General features: G+C 62.2%; 18 protein-coding genes. 3 read left to right on the top strand and 15 right to left on the bottom strand.

From position 1 onward, the window contains the following. Nucleotides 1-96: 96 nt before the first annotated feature. The 8 genes from HMPREF2993_RS09240 to HMPREF2993_RS09275 form a co-directional block, all read right to left on the bottom strand. Nucleotides 97-537: a hypothetical protein gene (locus tag HMPREF2993_RS09240; RefSeq protein ID WP_070702029.1), complete on the bottom strand. Its 441-nt coding sequence runs from the start codon at nt 535-537 to the stop codon at nt 97-99. A gap of 379 nt (nt 538-916) precedes the next feature. Next, a complete protein-coding gene (locus HMPREF2993_RS09245) occupies nt 917-1,126 on the bottom strand; it encodes a hypothetical protein (protein WP_049155112.1) in 210 nt (69 codons plus the stop codon). Nucleotides 1,127-1,305: 179 nt separating this feature from the next. Beyond that, a complete protein-coding gene (locus tag HMPREF2993_RS09250; protein ID WP_070511532.1) occupies nt 1,306-1,599 on the bottom strand; it encodes a molecular chaperone GrpE in 294 nt (97 codons plus the stop codon). 64 nt (nt 1,600-1,663) lie between these two features. Beyond that, nucleotides 1,664-2,173, bottom strand: a complete 510-nt coding sequence (locus HMPREF2993_RS09255) for a MarR family winged helix-turn-helix transcriptional regulator (protein ID WP_049155117.1) — start codon at nt 2,171-2,173, stop codon at nt 1,664-1,666. 24 nt (nt 2,174-2,197) lie between these two features. After that, a complete protein-coding gene (locus HMPREF2993_RS09260) occupies nt 2,198-4,783 on the bottom strand; it encodes an AAA family ATPase (protein ID WP_070702031.1) in 2,586 nt (861 codons plus the stop codon). Between the two features lie 3 nt (nt 4,784-4,786). After that, a complete protein-coding gene (locus HMPREF2993_RS09265; protein ID WP_070702032.1) occupies nt 4,787-5,911 on the bottom strand; it encodes a metallophosphoesterase family protein in 1,125 nt (374 codons plus the stop codon). Nucleotides 5,912-5,972: 61 nt separating this feature from the next. Further along, nucleotides 5,973-6,806 carry an SWIM zinc finger family protein gene (locus HMPREF2993_RS09270; RefSeq protein WP_070702034.1) on the bottom strand — a complete coding sequence of 278 codons (834 nt, stop codon included), beginning with the start codon at nt 6,804-6,806 and terminating at the stop codon, nt 5,973-5,975. After that, a complete protein-coding gene (locus HMPREF2993_RS09275; protein WP_070702036.1) occupies nt 6,807-9,878 on the bottom strand; it encodes a DEAD/DEAH box helicase in 3,072 nt (1,023 codons plus the stop codon). A 242-nt stretch (nt 9,879-10,120) separates the two neighbouring features. Between HMPREF2993_RS09275 and putP the strand changes: the two genes are divergently transcribed. Beyond that, a complete protein-coding gene (gene putP, locus HMPREF2993_RS09280) occupies nt 10,121-11,683 on the top strand; it encodes a sodium/proline symporter PutP (protein WP_046648903.1) in 1,563 nt (520 codons plus the stop codon). A gap of 112 nt (nt 11,684-11,795) precedes the next feature. On the opposite strand, the gene HMPREF2993_RS09285 is transcribed toward putP, so the two are convergent. Then, entirely contained in the window at nt 11,796-13,136 is a 1,341-nt protein-coding gene (locus tag HMPREF2993_RS09285; protein WP_070702038.1) for a lipase family protein, read from the bottom strand. Nucleotides 13,137-13,330: 194 nt separating this feature from the next. Between HMPREF2993_RS09285 and HMPREF2993_RS09290 the strand changes: the two genes are divergently transcribed. Together HMPREF2993_RS09290 and HMPREF2993_RS09295 are read left to right on the top strand one after the other, a co-directional pair. Further along, nucleotides 13,331-13,873: an HNH endonuclease family protein gene (locus HMPREF2993_RS09290; RefSeq protein WP_046648901.1), complete on the top strand. Its 543-nt coding sequence runs from the start codon at nt 13,331-13,333 to the stop codon at nt 13,871-13,873. A gap of 47 nt (nt 13,874-13,920) precedes the next feature. Beyond that, a complete protein-coding gene (locus HMPREF2993_RS09295; RefSeq protein ID WP_046648900.1) occupies nt 13,921-14,364 on the top strand; it encodes a hypothetical protein in 444 nt (147 codons plus the stop codon). 104 nt (nt 14,365-14,468) lie between these two features. Here the strand turns inward: HMPREF2993_RS09295 and HMPREF2993_RS09300 are convergent, their stop codons facing one another. The 6 genes from HMPREF2993_RS09300 to HMPREF2993_RS13750 all read right to left on the bottom strand — a co-directional run. Beyond that, nucleotides 14,469-16,466 (bottom strand): DEAD/DEAH box helicase, encoded by a 1,998-nt coding sequence (locus tag HMPREF2993_RS09300; RefSeq protein WP_046648899.1) that lies wholly within the window; start codon nt 16,464-16,466, stop codon nt 14,469-14,471. Between the two features lie 76 nt (nt 16,467-16,542). Next, nucleotides 16,543-18,093, bottom strand: coding sequence for an ATP-binding protein (locus HMPREF2993_RS09305; protein ID WP_070702040.1), 1,551 nt, complete (start codon nt 18,091-18,093; stop codon nt 16,543-16,545). Nucleotides 18,094-18,151: 58 nt separating this feature from the next. Then, nucleotides 18,152-19,330: an imidazolonepropionase gene (gene hutI / locus HMPREF2993_RS09310; RefSeq protein WP_070702042.1), complete on the bottom strand. Its 1,179-nt coding sequence runs from the start codon at nt 19,328-19,330 to the stop codon at nt 18,152-18,154. Between the two features lie 21 nt (nt 19,331-19,351). Then, complete coding sequence (locus HMPREF2993_RS09315; protein WP_070531219.1) at nt 19,352-21,028, bottom strand: urocanate hydratase; 1,677 nt, start codon at nt 21,026-21,028, stop codon at nt 19,352-19,354. Nucleotides 21,029-21,345: 317 nt separating this feature from the next. Continuing rightward, complete coding sequence (locus HMPREF2993_RS09320; RefSeq protein WP_070702044.1) at nt 21,346-22,245, bottom strand: endonuclease domain-containing protein; 900 nt, start codon at nt 22,243-22,245, stop codon at nt 21,346-21,348. Further along, nucleotides 22,242-22,425 (bottom strand): hypothetical protein (locus HMPREF2993_RS13750; RefSeq protein ID WP_210401558.1); only part of this gene is annotated, 184 nt, incomplete at its 5' end. The genes HMPREF2993_RS09320 and HMPREF2993_RS13750, both read right to left, overlap by 4 nt.

Consider the following 22,425-nt stretch of genomic DNA (forward strand, 5'->3'; position numbering starts at 1 on the left):
CTGAAACCCGCAACCTGCAGGTGGGCGTCGCCCAGCGCTTGACGGCACCAAGCCACTCACTTGGAGGTTTCGGGTTCGAGGTCTGGGGGTTTGGAATTATCGCAAGCGCGCCTCAATAACCGCGACCACATCCTCAGGATTCTTCGCCGAGGCGATAAGAGAGCTTCTGCCCTGCTCGATGCGCACGGTCGGCCCAGAGACGATGTAGGCCGGTGCGCCGTCGACAACACGCGGGCCTGCGCCTTCCTTGAGCCCAGTCTCAGGCCCGACGCGGGCACCAGTGATATCGCTGAGTGGAATTCTCTTCGTGAAGATACCCAGGATGGAAACCGCAACCTCGTCGTCACTCACGACGATCTTCACTCGCATCATGATGCAGGCCACAGTTGCAGCGATGACCAGGGTGCCGAAGAGGATGGCTGCCCACGTGGAATCGATCATCGTGGGTACCACCGCGGCCACGACGGCAAGGCCAACGACGATTCCGGACCACAGGAGCGGGCCGTTGAGATAGCGAACGTAGATGCGAGAGTCCATCGAGTTCAGGCTATCAGACAGCTTCGCCCTTCGCGCTCACCGAAGCTGCGGGCGGCGGCTGATAAGGGCTCTCGGTGAGCGCGAAGGGCGAAGAAGCGATGACTCGGCAACTAACTCTCAGGCTCAACACTGCTCCAGTTGCCATAGATCTGACCAGATCTTGCGAGAGAGCGATGGTTTTGGCAACTAGGGCAGTTGCGCGGCTCGGGCATGGTTCTACGCATGCATGAAGCCCTTCCCGAACCGCAATGGCTTTCGGCGCAAAGGAACAGGTTGAGTGTTGCGGCAGGTGAGAAGGACGAAGCCCCAGCAGGAAATTCTGCTGGGGCTCAAGTCAAGCTATTCTCCCCGCTGGACGGTAGCGAGGAGGCGAACCAGGCTACTGGGTGATGTGCTGGTTGACGATCGGCTGGGTGATGTCCAGGGTGCCGTGCTCGACGTAGTACATGCCGAACATCAAAGCTCCCAGCATCACCACGGAAAGAAGCATGGAGGGAATCCACTCAACGAAGACGGAAACCCAGCCATCAGCCTTGTCACGGGCAGCTGCTTCGCGCTGCTCCTGAGCCAAATCGCGCTCGACGATCATGTTTAGTCCTTTCACTTAGCTCCCTGTGCCTGAGAAGTTTTCGCGGAAACCGTCTCGTGGTGGCGTGTGGGATGCTCGCCCATTAACACAGAGTATCTTAGCAGTTTATGCAGAGCTGACCGTAGTTAAACGCAGATATTTCGGCCGCTATCCGCCTTTAGTATGACACCGACTGTGGGCTAGACCCCAGGGTCCTCATTGTTGTTGAGCGCTTCGACGAAGTCCTCACGATCCTGAAACATGCGCTCGATGTCATCCTCCGCGCCGATTATCCACAACTGGGAGGCATCATCGAAGGTCAGGGCTCCGTCCGGGTGCTGTTCGAGGGCGTGCTCGAGTGCGGCGGTTTGCTCCTCGCTGAGCTCTTCCAAGTCCTCGACGGGGCCTACCTGAACGCTGAGTTCCTTCAGCGGCGTGATGCCATACGTGGTGTATTGGCGCTCTGGGTGCTCGAACAATTCTTGTCCCATCATGATGTGGACAGGTCACCTCCTGGTGCGTAAACGGACGGGGCCTACTCTACCCCGGTGGGCGCAGCTAGTGGTCACGAGTGCCCAGGCGCTCGTCCGGCACGAAGCCGTCATAGCCCGGAAGGTTTTTCTCCGCGAGTACGCCTTCACAAAAGCGCAGAAGCGCCGGAACATCGGCGGGATCCAGATGGTCAAAAACCATGCGGCGCACGGACTCAACATGCTCTGGCACCGCCGCCTCCAGGCGCTCTCGGCCGGCCCGCGTCATGACGACCTCCACGCCGCGGGCATCGCCTGCGCACTTTTCTTTGCGCACGAGCCCGCGCTTTTCCATGCGGGTGATCTGGTGGGAAGCGCGGGAGCGGTCCCACTCCAATTCTGTGCACAGCTCGCGCAGGCGCAGGGTGTGCTCGGGTGCCTCCGAAAGCGAAACAAGCACCGAATACTCGGCCGCCGAGATATCACTGCAGGCCAAGAGAGTTTCCTCCATGCCGCGATTAATCTTGCGAATGCTGGCCAGGAGTTGGCGCCACAACTCCTGCTCGCTGCCGGTGAGCCATCGAATATCCGCTGTCATGGCACTTACCCTACACTCCGGTTCTTAAGCATTCCTAAGCCTCTCCATGTCCAGGTCTATGCGCCCGGGCACCCAGGAATAGCGCTGCGGCATACAGGTGAGCACGATGACCTGTGTTGTCTTCCCTGCCTTTGTAAACAGCGCAGCCATGAGCTGGAGGCGCTGCGAGTCGGTGGAGCCCAGCGCGTCATCGATCACGACGGGCACCGGTTCACTGGACACCAGCTGGGCGATGGCAAAGCGCGTCAAGATGCTCAACTGCTCCTTCGCGCCGCCGGAGAGCGCGTCGAAGGCCACGGTTTCGCCGTTGCGGCTCCGCGCCTGCACCTTGAGCTCCCCGGAAACCTCGAAGTCCACGTCACCGCCGAACACGGTGCGGGCTAGGCCATTGAGCGCGGTGACGAAAGGCGCGGCATAACGCTGACGGGCGGCGTCGCGATGGCGCAGCATGAGCGAACGCAGGTAGCGCGCGGCCTCCGCGCGGCGCTCGATGGCAGCGTGGCGCTCACGAGCAACGTCGAGTTCGGCAGCGGCTTTCTCCTCATTTTCGGCTGCGCCCGAGTGCATATCGATAAGCCCGCGGAACTCACGCATATCCCCCACCGCCGCATTGACCGCTGTCTTCAGGGAATCAACGTGCGTATGCGCTCCCCGCGCCAACTGCTCCGCGGTGTCGACATCGACGGCGGACATCTCCTCCAGCGCTTTCTTCTCAGCAGCGTGCGCGGTTCGTGCTGCTTCGATAGCGGCGGTCACGCCGTCATCCGATAACTGGGCACGCGCCGACTCCACTGCCGAGGCTTTAGCATCGCGCTGCGCGGTGGCCTCCTCCGCACGGACCATGGCCACCTCCAGTGCCGCGCCCGCCTTGTTTTCGCGGTAAGGACCCAAGGCGCGATCAAGCTCATCCAGCTTCCTGCGCAACTCCTCTTCCTCACGCTCCACCACAGTCAGCTCCCGCGGCTTCGCGTCGTCCTCAGTAGTCCCGCCCGCCTCCTCGGCGTCCTCAGCATCGGCCGCGCCCGCCTCAAAGCGCGCACGCAGCTCACCGAGGTCCTCCCCGCCCAGCGCAGCATGAAGCTCGCGGGCAGCAGTATCCGTGGCGGAGGCCAGCTCCGCGTGCTTTTCGTGGGTGGCGCGGGCGGACTCAAGGTCGTCGCACCCGGCATCCTCCAGCAGGCGTGCGAGCTCCACGCGGGCCTTCTCCACGCCTTCCTCACCGCTATCGCCCGCACCGGCTGCGTAGCGGGCGGTGATGTCACCGACCTTCAGCGTGGTGCCCTCGCGCAGTTCGACTGCCAGTTCTTGACCGTTCTCCAGCGCACGTTCCTCGCCATCGACGACAAAGGCGCCCTTGCCGGAAAAGTAGAGCTTGGACGCCGCGGCGGCCCGCAGGCGCTCCTGGACAGTAACCTCGCGAGCCGCGTCCTCCAAGGCCTGAAGGTTCGGTACGTCGGGAGTCGCCGCCAGCTCACGGCGGCGGGCCGCCAAAGTCTCTTCCAGCTTGTTCAGTGTTTCGAGTCGGGTGCCCAGAGCCTCACGTTCAGCGCGCTGCTGCTCGCGGCGGGCGCACTGGCGTTCCTCGCGCACGGCTTCATAGCGCTTGTGGACCTCGGCGCGCTCTTCTTCTAGTTTCGTGCGGGCGGCGGCTTCTTCCTCGGCCCGCTCCCGGGCTTCCACAACCGCGGCGGCGGCACGCTCAGCAGCATCAACGGCTGCGGCATGCTCAGCAACCACAGTTTTACGGCGCTCCGCTTCCCCCTCCGCGCGCGTCACGGCCTCCGCCGCCCGAGTCACCGCAGCCTCCTGCGCGGTGACCTTCTCCTGTGCAGCCCGAGCGGCGACCAGCTCACCGTCACGGCGCTCGCATTCTTCCGCGGCCGCCGGCAGAGCGGCTTCAGCCTCCTTCTTCTTCAGCTCGGCAGCCTCATAGCGCTCCACCACGCCGTCGAGCTCGCGCAGCGCGGCCTCGGCGGCAGCGTGCTTCTCCTCAGCATCCGCTAGAGCGGCGATGGCAGACTTATAGTCTCCTGCCGGCTTGTCTGTCTTCGCGGTGAAATACTCCTTGTACTCCGCCTCGATGCGCGTGAGTAGCTCCGAGTCTTCCGCCGCGGCACTCGCCCCGGTCTGCTCCTCCAGCGCTGCGGTCAGGGAAGGAATACCCACCGCGGCGATGCCTTGGTGGTTGTCGTCCTGGCGGACGAAGAGGGCGTCGAGAAGCGCGCGGTCCACGTTCTCACTGAGGATCCGCTCCAACTCCCCATCCGCCTCGGCTCCGGTCCACTGGCCCGGGCGCGGGGAGAAAACGTGCAGCTCCGAGGTACGTTTCTTCACCCACTGCTTGCGAATGCGGAAGCGGTAAGGCCCCACGGTCGCCTCCAGCGTGACCTCAGGCCCCACGTCGCGGCCGGCAGGCTGCAGCGCCCGCACCGGCTTGGAATTGGCCGTGTGCTTTTCTGTAAGCACAAAATCGATGGCCTCCACCAGCGTGGACTTTCCGGCCTCGTTCGGCCCACCGATGACCACCACCCCGGTCTCCGGCAGGTCCTTGACCTCCAGGTGCTCCACGCCCCGGACATTGTTCAGTTCAACAGAATGCAGCTGCATCATGGTTTAGGCTCCCTTCGCGCTGAGGCGGAACAGCAGGTTGGCAGCGTCGCGGGCGGTGGGGTTGTCCAAGTCCTCGAGCAGCTCCGCTAGCGCATTGGCGGCATAACCACTCAAGTTCAGCTCACTGAGCTCCTCCTCCGAGGGCGCCAAATGCAGGTCCATGGTTCTCTCGCGCGGCTTGAGGGAGGCAAAGACCTCCTCCATCTCCGCCAGGCCCTGCTCCAGACGGGCCTGCGCGCTCAAACCCACGGTGCCGCGCAGGCTGTACTTGACTGCGGTGCGAATCTTCTCCGGCACCGCGTCCAGCTGTTCCAGGAAGCCCTCGGCATCCTCCATGGAGTCGATGTCCGCATCGATCGCCCGGAAGTCCCAACGGCCAACGCGGTGCTTGGCGACGTCCACCCGATCCCCCTCAACGGTCACCACCAAGGCATTGCCCGAATCGCGTTCTCTATCGTCGAAGGCCGTGGTCTCCGGGCTGCCGGAGAACCACACCTTGCCGGTAGAACCGAGGGATTCTGTGGAGTGCGTATCCCCCAGCGCCAAGTAATCGATAACACCCTTATCCAGGCACTCCTCTACGAAGGCGAGGTCGATCGTATCCGCATCCGAGTCCTCGCCCTCGCCCGCGCGGGATTCCACCTGGCCGTGGCCCACCGCGATGCGAACCGCGCCCTCCTCGGCAGGCGGCAGCGGCTCCAGCGCACGGCGCACGAGGTCATAGTTGGCCCGCTTGGACAGGTAAGGAGCACCGACGATCTCCACGCCCGGGCGCACCGCAATCGGCTCCGAATCAGCAATCACGTGCACGTTATCCGCAAAGGAGTTGAAGAAGATGGAATCCGCCACGAGAGGGTCATGGTTGCCGGGCAACAGGTAGACCGGAACCGGCAGGCGCTTGAACATATCCTTCGCCCGCAGCAGCGTGGACTTGCTCAAGGAGTTGTGTTCAAACACGTCACCGGCCACGACGATGAACTCGGCACCCGTCTTGGTGGCCAGCTCCCCCAGGCGCAACACCGCCGCCTCGCGGTCATCATCAAAACGCGATTGCGCCGCGGGACTTAAAAACCAGCGGGTCATGCCCAGCTGGAAATCGGAGGTGTGGATGAACGTGACCGCGGCCATGCAAACTCCCTACAACGTGATCCGGGGGTTGGCATGCAGCCTTCCCCCGGGGTGGCAATGTCTAGTGCGTCAGATGATAGTAAAGGTCCTCGACATCGGAGACCGCCCGAAGCAAATCTATGTTCGTATGGCTGACAGAACGCATGGCCTTGCGCAGCAGTTCCGGGTCGGAATCATCCACGGCAGGAGCGGTCTTCGGCTCCGGCAAGGGCGGCAATTCGCGCCCCTCCCAGAACAAGGCATTGCGTTCCTCGGCAGAGATTTCAGAGGCCGAAGAAGCGGAATAAGAGTCCTCCGAGGCCGCCTTGGCCTGCTCGATGACCGCTTGCTCGAGCCGCGCGAAGTCGAGGCCACGCAGGGCAAAAATCACGGAAGGATCGGCATCCATCCGGGCCGCGAGGCGGTCCGCCACCGCCACGACGTGCTTGCACACATATTCCGGGTCGGGGCAGGTGCAGGAAAAGCGAAGGTCGTCGGGGTATTCGGCGATGAGGATGTCGAGGGAGGCGTCGGCAAGCATGCCCTCCCTGGCTTGCGCCACGGAGTTCGGGGTGCGCGCGAACATCTCCGACAGCCGCCCGATGTCCTCGTTATTGCGGTAGGGCACCTGGATGAGCACCGCGAAAGGCTCGTTCTGGGAGCCCGCGACCTTTCCGTGCACCGCGCCATTGCGCACATCGAGGCCCACGACATGGCCCTCGGTGGCGTACTGGCGCCCGCGGCGAATGCGGCCGGAATCCGTTTGCTGGTTGACAAAGTTGAGCAGGCGCGTGGCCGCCGGCTGCATGGTGCGCACGCGGTCGACGCGATTGACCTCCTCCGGCGTGCTCACGCGCTTGCGGGTGCCGAAGTTGGCGTAGATGACGTTATTGTCTTCCGGGTTCTTCGGTGCCATTTACTTCTCCTGCTCCCTATAACTCATGAGATCCGCCAGCTGCTCGGGGCTCAGTTCGGTGAGCCAGCCCTCGCCCTCGCCTACGACGGCACCGGCCAGCTGCGTCTTGCCGTCGAGGATGTCCTGGATGGATTCCTCCAAGGTACCTGCGGTAATCATCTTGTACACCTGGACGTTGCGCTGCTGGCCGATGCGGAAGGCGCGGTCCGTGGCCTGGTTCTCCACCGCCGGATTCCACCAGCGATCCATGTGCACGACAATCGACGCCGCCGTGAGGTTCAAGCCTGTACCACCCGCCTTGAGCGAGAGCAGCATGACGGGCGCGCCATCCTCGGCCTGGAATTCCTCCACCATCTGGTCGCGCCGGTTCTTGCTCACGCCGCCGTGGAGAAAGGGAATCTCGCAGCCCAGCTGCTCAGAGAGGTAAGGCTGGAGGACGTCACCGAAGGCCTTGTACTGGGTGAAGATCAGCACGCGCTCGTGAGATTCGATGGCCTGGTCGATGATCCGCATCAGCTCTTCCACCTTGCCGGAGCGGTGCTTGCCTTTGATGGTCACGGGGCTGCCATCGGCCAAGAAGTGGGCCGGGTGGTTGCAAATCTGCTTGATGCGGGTCAGCGATGCCAAGATGAGGCCGCGGCGCGAGATCCCCTCCTTCTTCTTTGCCAAGGCCTGCTCCACGTCATTGACCAGAGCCTTATAGAGGGCGGCCTGCTCATCGGTCATGCGCACGGTGATGATCTGCTCGGACTTCTCCGGCAGGTCATCGATGATATTCGGATCCGTCTTGAGGCGGCGCAGGATGAACGGGCCGGTGAGCAGGCGCAGGCGCTCCGCCATAACATCGCTGCCTTCGCGCTCGATGGCCTTGGCAAAGTGGTTGCGGAAGAAGGAAGCTGAACCCAGGATCCCGGGGTTGCAATAGTCCAAGATGGAGCGCATTTCCGACAGGCGGTTCTCAATCGGCGTGCCGGTCAGCGCCACGCGGTGCCGCGAGGGGATGGCGCGCACGGCCTTGGAGGAGCGCGTGGAGGCGTTCTTGATCGCTTGGGCCTCATCGAGGACCACGCGGTCCCACTCCACCTTGCTCAAGGTCAGGAAGTCACGGCTGACCGTGCCATAGGAGGTGATGACGATATCGGCGTTCTGCGCCGCCGTGACCAGCTCCTCGCCCTTTAGGCGCCCGGTGCCATGTTGCACCATGACCTTAAAGTCCGGCACGAAGCGCTTGGCTTCCCTAGCCCAGTTGCCCACCACGGAGGTCGGGGCAACCACTAGGGTGGGCTTCCACGCCTCCGCTTCCCCCTCAGTCTCATGGGCGGCCTTCTCTACCGCCAGCAGGGACAACAGCTGCAGCGTCTTGCCCAAACCCATGTCATCCGCCAGCACCGCGCCGATGTTGTTGCGGGACATCCAATACAGCCAGTCGACGCCCCGGCGCTGGTACTCGCGCAGCTCGGCATGGACCGTATCGGGGATCTCCACGCGGTCGGGCGCAGTACTATCCAGCCCGCCAAGCAGCGAGGTGTGCCACTCGGAGCCAGTGAAGGCAACGGGGTCCTCCGCCATCGACTTCAAGGCCATCTCGCGCAGGTCCGCCAGCGTGACCGCTTCTTCTTGTTCACCCTCGTTGAATTCCTTGCGGCGGCGTTCCACCTCGGCCACAAGTTCTTCCCAGCCGGGTTGTTCCAGCTGGCGGGCCATCTCGGCGGTCGCGGCGAGCTGCTCGAGCTCCTTTAGGGCGCGCTGGCGGGCGGTATCGGCCAACTCGCGCATGTATTGCGAGATCTTGTTCAAAGCCTGTGTATCCGCCATCACCCACTCGCCGCGCAGGCGAATCAGGCCGGACTTGGAGGAGATGAGCTCGTGCATTTCGGCGTCGGTAAGCTGCGTATCCCCCACCGAAAGTTTCCAGTCATAGCTGAACAGCTTCTCCATGCCGATGTGCGCCTTGGTGGCGGCATCAGCCGGATCACGCACCTCCGTGGTTTCCAGCTTGGCCTTGGTCTCCATGTGGGACCAAGACTTGGGCAACAGGACGGTAAAACCGGCCTTACGCAGGGCAGCGGCGTCGTGGGTGACAAAATCCACGAGCTGTTCGGTAGTCAGGTAGACGTCCCAATCACCCGCATGTCGGCTCGCCGGGGCGGAATTGTACTTTAGCCGCGGGGCCACATCGAAGGCGTGGCGACGGGCTTCACGCAGCTTCTCGACGCTCCCCCGATCCAACTGGTCCTGCCGCACCGGCAGCGGCGAATCCGTGCCGGAGCGAACCAGCAGACGAATAGGCCATGCTGCATCCTCGACGGAGACAGAATCATTTGGCGGCTCCTCGACGAGGAAGACCAGTTGAAGATCTACAGAGGTAATGGAGTCTTTCCACTCGTTGAGCCCGCGCAATAACTGCGCTCGCCCCTTCTTCACGGGCGAAGTTCTCAACAGTGCTTGAGCGAAATCATGCCAGGGTGCTGCGCGCGGGGCATCGATCTGCGGGCGCAATTGGGTGTAGGCAATCCAGTGCGTGAGCTCATCCGCCAGATCATCAGTGAGAGCCCGGTTATTAATGGAGAGGATGCCGGGCGCGGAGGCTAGCATCTCCGCCAGCCAGCTGCGCTCGCCCAAACCGGAGGCCAGTTGCCACATGGGGTACCACTCACCGGCTTGATAGGACAGGCGGATGGTCACCCGGCCAGCGCGAACAAACCGGAAGAGGCCACGATAAGCACGGATGAGCCACAGGAGATCCGGCGCGATGGTCGCGCGCTGCTCTGGGGTGGCCGCTTGGCTATCGGTGTCGAGGTATTCCAGCTTGGCCAATGTTTCTACCGCTTCATCTGGGGCGAACATAGCCATGGGCACCATGAGGGAAACATCTTTGCCCTTCGGCGTACGCAGGGAGACTCGCGCGCGATTGCGGAAGGTCTTCTTGCTCAGGATGCTATCGACCACATCCGGGAAGGTTCCCCCTGGGACTGCTGAGGGCATGATGATTTTGTGCCCTTCGACCTGTTCGATCCATAGACTCAGGCCGGAGACGGGCAGCCAGAGGCCATGCAGCAGGTAAGAAGCCATAGGGGCCAGTCTAGCAGCACGCCTTTTGGGGACGGGGTCGCAGAAAGTTCCCGAATCCTGCCTAAATAGACAATCGTTATAGTCTCGTTACATAACGACGTAACACCAGTAAGACCGTACAATAAGCTGTGACCAAGGTAACCAAATACTGGTCAACCAGCCAATTTTCAGTTGGGTAGGAGCTTGTGCCTCGTTAGCGTGGTTAGGTCCTATTTTTTAATCTCAATCTCAAGGAGAGATCAGTGCAAGACTCCACTTGGTATGTCGTTGCGATGATCATCTACCTGCTTGCCATGGCCGCTATCGGCTTCTGGAGCTACAAGCAGACGGATGAGTACGACGACTACGTTCTCGCCGGCCGCGGCCTCCACCCGTTCGTAGCCGCCCTATCCGCCGGCGCTTCCGATATGTCGGGTTGGCTGCTCATGGGCCTGCCTGGCGCTTTGTTCCTGACCGGTATGTCCGAGCTGTGGATGGCGATCGGCCTCCTCATCGGTGCTTGGGCCAACTGGAAGTGGGTCGCGCCGCGTCTGCGCTCCTACTCCGAAATTGCCGGCAACTCCATTACCGTGCCCTCCTTCTTTGAAAACCGCCTGCACGATAAGTCGCGCCTGCTGCGCATCATCGCGGCGGCCATCATTATCTTCTTCTTCACCTTCTACGTCTCCTCCGGCATGGTGGCCGGCGGCCGTTACTTCGAGTCCAGCTTCGGCGGCGACTACATGGTCGGCATGCTCGTCGTGGCAGCCGTGACGGTCTTCTACACCTTCGTCGGTGGCTTCCTGGCGGTGTCCTACACCGATACCGTCCAGGGCCTGCTCATGTTCGCCTCCCTCATCATCGTGCCGATCATGGTGCTCTTCTCCTTGGACAACCCGGGCGATATCTTCAGCTTCGCCGCTGAGAACCCCTACGCCACCGGTGGCGTGATTGAGAACCCCAATTACTTCTCCCTGTTCTCCGGTGTATCCGCTGCCGTCATCATCGGCAACCTGGCCTGGGGCCTGGGCTACTTTGGCCAGCCGCACATCATCGTGCGCTTCATGGCGCTGCGCAAGCCTTCCGACGCCCGCGCAGGCCGCTTCTACGGTGTGAGCTGGATGGGCATCTCCCTGATCGGAGCCATCTTCGTCGCGCTCTCCGGCACGGTCTTCTTCACTGAGACCAACCACTCCATCACCGACCAGGAGAACTACGAGACCATCTTCCTGGACATGGCTCAGGTCATGTTCCACCCGCTCTTTGCTGGTCTGGTTCTGACCGCTGTTCTGGCAGCCATCATGTCCACGATGTCCTCCCAGATGCTGGTGGTCTCCACCTCCCTCATTGAGGACCTCTACCTCATCTTCGCTAAGAAGAAGCCAAGCCAGAACGTCCTGATCAACCTGTCCCGTACTGCCGTCGTGGCCATCGCCATCGTCGCCGCTGTGCTGGCAATCAACCCGTCGGATTCGATTCTGGGTCTGGTCGGCTTCGCCTGGGCCGGCTTCGGCTCCGCCTTCGGCCCGCTGGTGCTGCTGTCGCTGTACTGGAAGCGCCTCAACTCCACCGGCGCCATCGCCGGCATGATCACCGGTGCCGTCGTGGCCATCGGCTGGGGCATGAGCCCGCTGGGCGATACCCTTTACGAGTTGGTTCCGGGCTTCATCTCCGCTCTGCTCGTATCCGTCGGTGTTTCCCTTGCTACCAAGGCTCCGGATGAGAAGGTCATCCAGGAATTCGAGGAGGCTACCCGCTTGGCCAAGCTCGTTGAAGAAAACGATGACTTGGACTTCGAGGAGGCCGCGGAGAAGGTTCAGAAGTAGCCTTCGGCCCCTCCCCCCCCTCCTACTTTTAAACCCCTCGTCGAGCTAGTTCATCACTAAGCTCCGGCGAGGGGTTTGTCTTGTGAACTGAGGTGCCCGAGACACCTTCCTTTTAAGACAGCGCTGCCTCAATAGCCTTGACGGATTCCGTAATATGCGGGACGGTACCAGCCACGTGGGAGCGGGCATCATTCGGAATAAAGGTCACGTTTGCACCGCGCGAAGTCCACTGCTCAACCAGCTGCTCAGCGGTGGAGAAAGGAATCACGTCATCGCCGCGGCCGTGCGTAACCACCACCGGAATCGACGGCGCATCGTAACCAATGTGCTGGTCCGCCAGAATTCGGTCATAGGGCGCAGTAGCAATGAATTGGTCAACGCTCTTGCCCTCATTGCTGATCTGTTCAATGGTGGTTCCTGAAAAGCCAGCCAGCCCCAGGGTGCAGGTGTTGGTGGCGCGCTTGAGAATTGCAGCCCCCTTCTCATTGAGATGAGCGTACAGGTCTTCGCCATAGGAGTTACTCAAGCCCAACAACGCATAGGACTCAAAAAGGAAGTACAGCGTGCCGTCGAGAGCCGGCGGCAGCAACGTCAGATCCGCGGGTGCAGCACCAATCGTTGCTAGCTTGACGTTAAGCTCAGGCGCGTAGTCATCATAGAGTTCCGCTGCTGATGCCGCTGCCCCACCTCCCTGCGAATAGCCGTTAATGAACACGGGGTTGTCACCACTAATATCCCAGCCGTTCAGCTGCTGTGCCGCACGCGCACTATCCAAGACTGCATGCCCCTGGGAGATTCGGTCCATGTAAGTGTGCATTCCTGGGGTACCAAGACCTTCATAGTCTGTCACCACCACCGCATATCCCTTCTTCAAGTATTGCTCGAAGAAGAACTGCTCATAATCCCCCACGCCTTCAGCAATCTTGCGCGACGGCGCACAGCGGTCTGCCACACCCTGGGTACCAGGGGCGAATGCTACAACCGGGCGTGGTCCCGGCTTCGTCCATGCTGCTTTGGGCTCAATAACAATGCCGCTGACTGCCGTTTTCTCTCCCGTGCGGTTGGTAGAGGAATACAGGATGCGCTGGGCCTTGTAGGGGCCGATATTTGTAATTCCGAGGGTATTCGCCGGGTTGCGAACAGGCGCGGAACGGAAAAGCTGGCCGGGGGTGGATGACTCCAGATCTACAGCATCGTGGTAGAAGGCCGAGTATTCATCACCGACCGGGCTGTTACTACCAGGTGCTGGTGCTGTGGAGTAATTCTTTAACCCTTCGGCGGCATCCTTAATGTCACCGGATTCGTCGGGGCTCTCCGTTGCTATGGGGTCTTTGAGGGCTTCCTCGGCGAGTGCAGATTCCGGCAGTTCCGGAGCGACGTCCTGCGCAAAGGCAAGAGGGCTTGCTGCAGCAACGAGACATGCCGCAGCAAGAATGGAGAGCGAAGATTTCACTGCGTTTCCTTTCCTTTAGCAGTGATAGCGGGATCAGTAATTTTGACATTCTTAATCTATTACCAAGCTAATTATTAAAACTATTCTTATTTTGTCAAGTTTTGTTGACATCGCACCCCACCTCATTGCGTGCTTGGCGGCTCCCCTCCGAGCCCTTCAGGAACCCCTCCACGCTGCGCACAGTCTAAAAGTGCATGAACCTGCGCGCGGCCTATATCGGTTTCCTCTCCATAGCCACGGTGGCCTACGGCGGCTTCCATCTCCTTCCCGGCCCGGACCTGGGTGTGGCTACCGTGCCCGCACGCGTGGAGGCCCCTGGCTACAACCGCGATGACTTCGGCGGCTGGGCGCCGGGCACCCGCGATAACGTCAAAGCAGCGCAGACCATCGACGGCACCCTCTACGATCCTTATGCCCGCGCACCCGCGCCGGAGCGCGTCGAAGTCGACCACGTCTTTCCGCTCTCAGCAGCCTGGGATCTCGGCGCATCAACGTGGCCGCGGGAAAAGAAGATGGCCTTCGCCAACGATCCGCTCAACCTTGTTGCCACTGCCCGCAACTTGAACCAAGCCAAGTCCGATTCCCTGCCGGCGGACTGGCTCCCGCCCGCCGACCGCTGCGACTATTCGCTGCGCCTTGCCGCAGTGGCGCGCAAATACCAACTCCCACTGCCTGCCCGCGACTATGCAGTCATGCGCCACCAGTGTCGATTCGATTTCATATCCCAGCACCGTTAGACTTTCGCTGGGATAAGCCCCGTACAGAAAGGTAAAGCGCACTCCCCATGACAAGCTTGCTCATCTTCCTTCACGCCTTCGCTGCCATCTTGTTGGTCGGTACCGTGTGTATCTCCACCTCCGCCTTCCCTGCCCAGCTGGCAAAGGCTGGCGCCGGTGATGCTTCGGCCGCAGGTGCCGCCGGCATCCTCAACAAGATCACCTCGACCTATGGCTACATTTCCGCCATCGTTCCGGTCATCGGTCTGGCTGTCTTCCTTACTGACCTGGCTGCCTACAAATCTCAGGTCCAGTTCCACATTGCCCTTCTGCTCTCCGTCATCGCCTGGGTCATTCTGCTCGTCGTGGTTATCCCGAAGCAGAACCAGGCCATGGCTGCGATTGCCAGCCCGGGCAGCGCCGATGTGGCCAAGCTGAAGAAGCAGCTGGCGATGTTCTCCGGTATCTTCAACCTGCTGTGGGTTGTCTGCGCCATCCTGATGTACGTCTAAACTCTTCGGTTTAGGCCTCAACAGATAAAACCTCCCAAGCTCTCAGTGAGAGTTTGGGAGGTTTTCTCGTGCAGCGTTAGGGCCGCTGCGGCGCCTAGCGGAGCCTAGTCGCGCCAGCCCCCGCGGCGCTCACCACGGTCGCGGCCACGTCCACCGCGGTCACGGTCGCGGTATCCGCCGCGTTCACCGCGTCCGCGTCCACCGTAGCCGCCGCGGCCACGGTCGTCATCGTAGTTCCGGCGCGGCGGGCGGCCGGTATCCTTCTGAATCTTGATGAGCTGTCCGGAAATGCGGGTGTCCTTCAGACGGTCCAGCACTGCCGGGTCTAGGTTCTTCGGCAGGTCCACCAAGGTGTGCCCCACCGCGATGGTGATACGGCCGAAGTCCTTGGAAGTCAGGCCACCTTCGTTGGCCAGCGCACCCACGATCGCACCCGGGCGCACGTTCTGGCGCTTGCCGACGTCCAGCCGGTACGTCTCAAAGTCCCCATCCGGGCGGCGCGGGCCGCGGTCACGGTCGCGGCCACCGCGGTCACGACCACGATCACGGTCACGCCCGCGGCCGTCGCGCTCGAAGCGATCGCGCTCGCGACGGTTCTTCTTAGTCACCGGGCGCTCCTTGAGCAGGAAGTCCGTCCCGCCCTGCAGCTGCACGGCCAAGGCCGCGGCGATATCATCCATCGCCACATTCTCCGCTGCGGAGTACTCGCGCACCATGTCGCGGAAGAATTCGAACTGCTTGTCCTCCTGCGAAGCGCCGATGGAAGCGAAGAACTTCTCCTTACGCTTAGCGTTGACCTCATCCGCGGTCGGAAGATCCATCTCCTCCAAGCGGGCGTTGGTCACGCGCTCGATGGAGCGCAGCATGCGACGCTCACGCGGGGTGACAAACAGGATGGCCTCACCAGTGCGGCCAGCACGGCCGGTACGGCCAATGCGGTGCACGTAGGACTCGGTGTCATTCGGGATGTCGTAGTTGACCACGTGGGTAATGCGGTCCACGTCGAGACCGCGGGCCGCCACGTCGGTAGCCACCAAAATGTCGAGGCGGCCATCCTTAAGCTGATCGACGGTGCGCTCACGCTGCTGCTGGGCAATATCGCCATTGATGGCGGCAGCGTTGTAGCCGGCCTCCTTGAGGCTATCGGCCACGTCTTCGGTCGCGTGCTTGGTGCGGCAGAAGACGATGATGGCGTCGTAGTCAATGACCTCGAGGATGCGGGTGAAGGCATCCATCTTGTGGCGGTGCGGGGTCAGCAGGAAGCGCTGCGTGATGTTGTCATTCGTACGGCGCTCCGACTTCACCGTGATCTCGGCAGGGTCGTTGAGGTACTGCTTAGACAGGCGGCGAATCGAGTTCGGCATGGTGGCCGAGAAGAGTGCGACCTGCTTGTCTTCCGGGGTGTCCTCAAGAATGCGCTCGACGTCTTCCTGGAAGCCCATGTTGAGCATCTCGTCCGCCTCATCGAGGACGAGGAAGCGCAGCTGCGAGATATCCAGGGAGCCCTTCTCCAGGTGGTCGATGACGCGGCCCGGGGTGCCCACAATGATCTGGGCGCCCCGGCGCAGCCCGGAGAGCTGGATGCCATAAGCCTGGCCACCGTAGATAGGCAGAACTTCGATGCGACCCAAGTGGTCGGCGAAGGACTGGAAGGAGTCCGCTACCTGGAGGGCCAGCTCGCGCGTGGGCGCGAGGACCAGAGCCTGCGGGTAGCGGGCCTCGGTATCAATCTGGGAGAGAACCGGCAGAGCGAAGGCCGCGGTCTTACCCGTACCCGTCTGGGCCAGACCGACGACGTCGCGGCCCTCCATGAGGATCGGGATGGTTTCTTCCTGAATTGGGGATGGCTTGGTAAAGCCCACCTTGGACACGGCTTCCTGAACGTCATCGGGAAGGCCGAGGTGTGCAAAACCCTGGGAGTTGTCGTTGGCTGAAGTTTCCTCAGCGCCGGTGTCCTCAGGGTTTTTCGCAGCCCCGGTGTCCTGGTTGGATACCTGCGAAGCGTCCAATGCTTCGCCACCTTGCGAGTTTTCCTGAGATTCCGACTTATTGAATTCTTCCGGCTCGTTTACGCCGCCGGTGGCGTTATCGGTAATGCTCATTGCTCAGACCAGAGTACGGCACCGGCACCCAATTAGCTATTTCACCGCTGAATTACCCGACCTTTTCCGCCTCGGGCTACTCCTTCGCAGCGTAACGCGTGGCGCGGTCACCGTGTTTGCCGCGCATCGTGACGTGCCCGGACTCGATGAGCTTGCCCAACGCGTAACGCACCTGGCCGCGGGTGAGCTGCGTGCTGTTCACGATGTCCACGAGCGAGAGCTCGCCGTTCCGGCGTAGTGCAGCAAGCACAAGTGCCGGGTTTCCGCCGAGCTTGGCGACGAGCCCGTCTTCCACCACACTGCCCTCCTTCGCTGTCTGTGCTGGGGCAAGCGCGGGCTGAAAGGAAGCAGAGGCGCTGCGAGTCGCGGGGGCGTGCTCGTCATCGCCTCGCCCCGCTCTCCAGAGGATCACGGTGAAGCGAACACCAGTGTCGATGAGGGTCGGCGGGCGCAAGCCGGCTTTGCGAAGGGACTCAAAGACGACCTTCATGCCTCCACCCTGGCCCTCGATGACGCGCTCGCCATCCTCTAGACGCAATTTCGTGCTCAGTGCATACAGGCGCGGGTTTACAGCGACGGGTGACAATACCCTTCCCTTGAGTTCTTCCACGGAGATGCCGCGTAGCCCACCCGGGCTAGTCACGATCAGTGCCTGGCGAGTCAGCCGAATGGTGACGAACTTCCCGGCACCTAAGCTTTCCGGCCCGAGGTCTCGGTGGACCACGGCATTAGCTATGACCTCGCGGACCGCCTCGAGGGGAAGCTCGGGAACCTCGCGCAGATGTCCATCCGTGCCATAGACCAAGTCGGTATCGATATTCCGGCGCACCCACGCCACGGCCGCATCCACCAGATCCGGGACGGGCCCATAAAACTCTTCCAGGTTCCGGGTGCGTGGTCCTTCCTCCCCCGCCGGGTATTGCACAGCCGCAGAAATATGCAGGTCGGGAAAGAATCCCTGCGGAAAGCGCCCCAGAGCGTACAAACCGGCCACACTCAGCTGTCCTTGGGCATCGACCACGCGGAATAGCTCCAGTAACTCGGCATCGCTCGCACCCCGCAAACGAGCGGTGGCGTTGCGCAGCTCCGCCACTGCTTCCTTGAGCGCCGAATCATCACAAACTTCTAGGCTTGACCCAGGAACGGGTTCTGAGTCATAGGCAATGGCCTCGCGCGCGTGTAGTTTATCCACCTCGATCATGCGGAGGTCATTGGAGCTCATGACATAGTCACCATCCGCCATGCGCAGGTAAGGCCGCCCCCGATAGAGCGCCGGCCGCTGGTGCGGCAGCACGCCTTCGATGTGGCCGAGCACCACAGCACGCCCTTCGATATGGAGGGTCTGGGTCTCAATGTAAGGCGCGGGTTCCACGAGGGTGCGTGCCTGATCCGCCAGGGCGCTTTCGATAGCGCCAGGATCGTCCACGCCGTGCACCGCAAAGCCGGGCTCCGCCACTCCAATGATGACGGTGCCGCCACGCGGCATGTTGGCGAAGGCACACAGAGTAGCCCCCAGGGACTGCGGCATTCCGCCGCGTCCCGATTTCACCTCCACGGTCGTCGTATCCGACTGCAAGAGGCGACAGTGCTCGAGGTAGTCCTCGAGCTGCTCTACTGTCCACATCATGCCTGCAGAATACCGCAGACTGCAAAGTTTTACACTCTAGAGTGCGAGACTTTGCTTTCTAGACCTCGCGGCCGCCGACGAAGGTCTTGAACGTCATCGGCATGCCCGGGCGGTAAGCCAGGTGGATAGCGCTCGGGGCATCGAGGACGTGCAGGTCCGCAGCAGCGCCGACTACCAGCGAGCCCTTGGCAGGGCGGCCCTTCGCATCCTTGCCCTCGCCAACATCCTGGCGGCGCAGCGCGGTAGCACCGCCCAGCGTACCGGCGGCAATGGCCTCATCGAGGGTGAGGTGCTGCTGGAGCACGGCCGTCGTGATGCAGAAGTTCATTGCGGAGGTGTACGAGGTGCCCGGGTTGAGGTTGGAGGCGATGGCGACGGTCGCGCCGGCATCAATAAGCTTGCGGCCCGGCGCCAGCGGCTCACGGGTAGACAGATCGCAGGCCGGCAACAACGTAGCCACCGTATCGGAGGAGGCCAGCGCCTCAACATCCGCGTCGCTGAGGTAGTTGACGTGGTCCACGGAGGCCGCGCCCAACTCCACCGCGAGCGCTACGCCAGGGCCCTCGCCGAGCTGGTTGCCGTGCACGCGCACACCCAATCCGCGGGCCTTGCCGGCCTCGAGCACGCGGCGCGATTGCTTCTCGTCGAAGGCACCACGCTCGCAGAAGACGTCAATCCACTGCACGTGCTCCGCCACGCCGTCGAGCATCGGGCCCACAACCTCGTCGAGGTAGGTTTCGGCCTCTGCTCCCGGCGGCACGAGGTGCGCGCCGAGGAAGGTCACGTCATCGACGTGGCGGGCCGCCACGCGAGCGGCCTCCACCTCGGATTCGGTATTGAGACCGTAACCGGTCTTCGTCTCCAAGGTCGTCGTTCCACCCCGGCGGGCAGCGGCGATGCGCTCCACCAGAAGCTTTTCCAGGCGCTCCTCCCCCGCCGAGCGGGTCGCGTCCATCGTCACGGCGATGCCGCCAGCTTGGTAGGATTCGCCCGCCATGCGGGCCTCAAACTCGGCGGAGCGGTCGCCATCGAAGATCATGTGAGTATGGGAATCCACCCAGCCCGGCAGAACTGTGCGCCCGCCCAGGTCGACCTTCTCGTCCGCGGCCGGCGCCTCGGACGCCGATCCGATCCAGGCGATGGTGCCGTCGGTGTTGGCGATAAGTGCGGCGTCGGCAAGCGTGCCTGCCTCCGACACCGTGCGCAGCTCTGAGATTCCAGTAAACAGGGTGGACATGATCTTCTTTTCCTCTCTTGTCTAGTCGCGGGCCTTGAATTCCATCGGGATACGCACACCGCGCTCGTCGGCGACTTCCTTGGCGCGAGTGTAACCGGAATCCACGTGGCGGATAACACCCATGCCCGGGTCGTTGGTTAGCACCGCGCGCAGCTTGGCGGCGGCCAGCTCGGTGCCATCGGCGACGGTGACCTGGCCCGCGTGGATGGAGCGACCCATGCCCACGCCGCCGCCGTGGTGGATGGATACCCAGGTGGCACCGGAGGAGACAGCGGTCATTGCGTTGAGCAGCGGCCAGTCAGCCACGGCGTCGGTGCCGTCGAGCATGGCCTCGGTCTCGCGGTACGGGGAGGCCACGGAACCGGAATCGAGGTGGTCGCGGCCGATGACGATCGGAGCCTTGATCTTGCCTTCCTTGACCAGGTCATTGAAGAGCAGGCCAGCCTTGTGGCGCTCGTTGTAGCCCAGCCAGCAAATACGTGCCGGCAGGCCCTCGAACTCCACGTACTCCTCGGCGGCATCGAGCCAGTTGTGCAGGTGCTCGTTGTCCGGGAAGAGCTCCTTAAGTGCTTGGTCGGTGACCTTGATGTCCTCCGGATCGCCGGAGAGCGCTGCCCAGCGGAAGGGGCCGAGACCCTCACAGAAGAGCGGGCGGATGTAGGCCGGAACGAAGCCCGGGAACTCGAAGGCGCGCTGGTAGCCGGCCTTGCGGGCCTCGTCGCGGATGGAGTTGCCGTAGTCGAAGACCTCGGCGCCCTCGTCCTGGAATTCCACCATGGCCTGGACCTGGGCGGCCATGGCCTCGCGCGCCTTCTTGGTGAAGGTGGTCGGGTCTGCCTTGGCCTCGTTGTGCCAATCCTCGACGGTGATTTCGGTGGGCAGGTAGCTCAGCGGGTCGTGCGCGGAGGTCTGGTCGGTAACGATATCCACGGTGAACTCGCCTGCGCGCTGGCGGCGCAGCACCTCCGGGAAGACCTCGGCGGCGTTGCCCACGAGGCCGACGGACAGCGGCTTCTTGTTCTCCTTGGCGTCGAGCACCAGCTTGAGCGCCTCATCCAGGTCGGTGACGACCTCATCGAGGTAGCGCTTGGACTGGCGGCGCTTGAGGCGGGTCTCGTCAACATCGACGATGAGGCAGGCACCGCCATTGAGAGTGACGGACAGCGGCTGCGCGCCGCCCATACCGCCGCAGCCACCGGTCAGGGTGAAGGTGCCGGCGAGCGTGCCGTTGAAGCGCTTCTTGGCCACGGCCGCGAAGGTCTCGAAAGTACCCTGCAGGATGCCCTGGGTAGCGATGTAAATCCAGGAGCCGGCCGTCATCTGGCCGTACATCATCAGGCCCTCATCCTCGAGCTTGCGGAAGTGCTCCCAGTTAGCCCAGTCGCCGACCAAGTTGGAGTTGGCGATGAGCACGCGCGGTGCCCACTCGTTGGTCTTCCAAATGCCGACCGGCTTGCCGGACTGCACCAGCAGGGTCTCGTCGGATTCGAGGTCCTTCAGCGACTCCACGATGGCATCAAATGCTTCCCAGCTGCGGGCTGCACGGCCGGTGCCGCCGTAGACCACGAGGTCCTCGGGGCGCTCGGCAACCTCGGGGTCGAGGTTGTTCATGAGCATGCGCAGCGGGGCTTCGGTCTGCCAAGACTTGGCGTTCAGTTCGGTTCCGCGCGGGGCGCGTACTTCGCGGGGTTCAGACATGACTTCCTTTCGCTCGTGCTTTTCGACGCCCTTCCAAACCCCCAAGGCCGGTTGCCCGGGGCTGTCCCTTGTGGGGCTTGGTCAGCGTCACACATCAGAAGCTACTGTGACGCAGCACCATCTTCTAGGGCTCTTTTGGCCTGCCTGTCTCAGATACAAGACTGTCGCCCGACCAGTATTGGGCGCCGCGCTGCCTGCAATCCAGAGCCCAACCCAAAAGTGCAGACCTGGAAGTGCATTCACGCAGGTGGGCGTCGTCCAGCGCCAAGGCAGTGCTTTGCGACGACCAGCAGGTCTGCACTTCCAGGTCTGCACTTTTACAAGCGCGGGCCGCGTGCCAGGTGCTTGCCCACCGTCTCCTGGAAATAGTCAGGCCGCGAACTCAACTGTTCTGGGCTAAACCTCAAAACGATGTAGCCCTTGTTGAGGATGGCTTGCTGGCGCCGATGCTCCGCGCGAATTACCTCTTCGGCCTCGAAGCGGTACTTGACGTTTCCGTCAATCTCAATCACGAGCCACCCATTAATGACCAGATCCGCTCGATAGTTCTCAATCACATACTGCGCCTTGACCCAGCGCAGCTCCGGGTAGTCCGCCGCAAGAATCAAGGCACGGGCATAGGATTCCCACGGTGACTCCGCGCAATTGACGCTTTCAGCAACCGCCCGCCGCGCGGCGGCAACACCCTTAACTCTCCCCATAGCGCCGAGCGTCTCACTGATCCAGAACTGGCCAACATTGCGCGCCCGCACGTCATCGGCGGCAACGAGCCCCTCCTCAAATCCATAGAACCGCGCAATATCAATGGCCGTGCGCTCCAGGGTTGACACGCGAATCCCGTGAACCACCGTCTCTTTACCGCGCAAGTCCATGCGGCGATAACGGACAGTGGCTTTAGATCGTGGAGGTACCGAGTTCGAAGGCAACGTTGCCTCCCATTCGGTCGGCGGCACAACCAGCGGAATGCCGTGAATAAGGGCGGCGGATTTTCCCACTAATGTTGCCTTGGGCAAGGTCAACCCGAGCACATATGCCTTCGTGGTCTCCTTCTGCCACGGCTTGAGTTCGTGCCAATGCATCATCGGCAGTACGAAGCACCACGCCAGTTTGGCTACCTTGCCGGCGTGCACCTTCTTCCACCGGGGATCATCATTGGGTAGCTTGCGAAGGTCGATTAGGTGCTGGTCTAAAAAGCTAAAGAGTTGTTCATTGTTCATGCACTACTCATAACCCAGCTTTGTGTGCCTCGCCACAGATAGGCTTCCGTTCTTCGCCTCCGCCGCACTACCTGCAATCCGGTGCCCAGCCAAAAGTGCAGACCTGGAAGTGCATTCATGCAGGTGGCGTCGTCCAGCGCCAAGGCAATGCTTTGCGACGACCAGCAGGTCTGCACTTCC

Origin of the sequence: Corynebacterium sp. HMSC068G04, assembly GCF_001814885.1 — a bacterium.
GTDB lineage: Bacteria > Actinomycetota > Actinomycetes > Mycobacteriales > Mycobacteriaceae > Corynebacterium > Corynebacterium hiratae.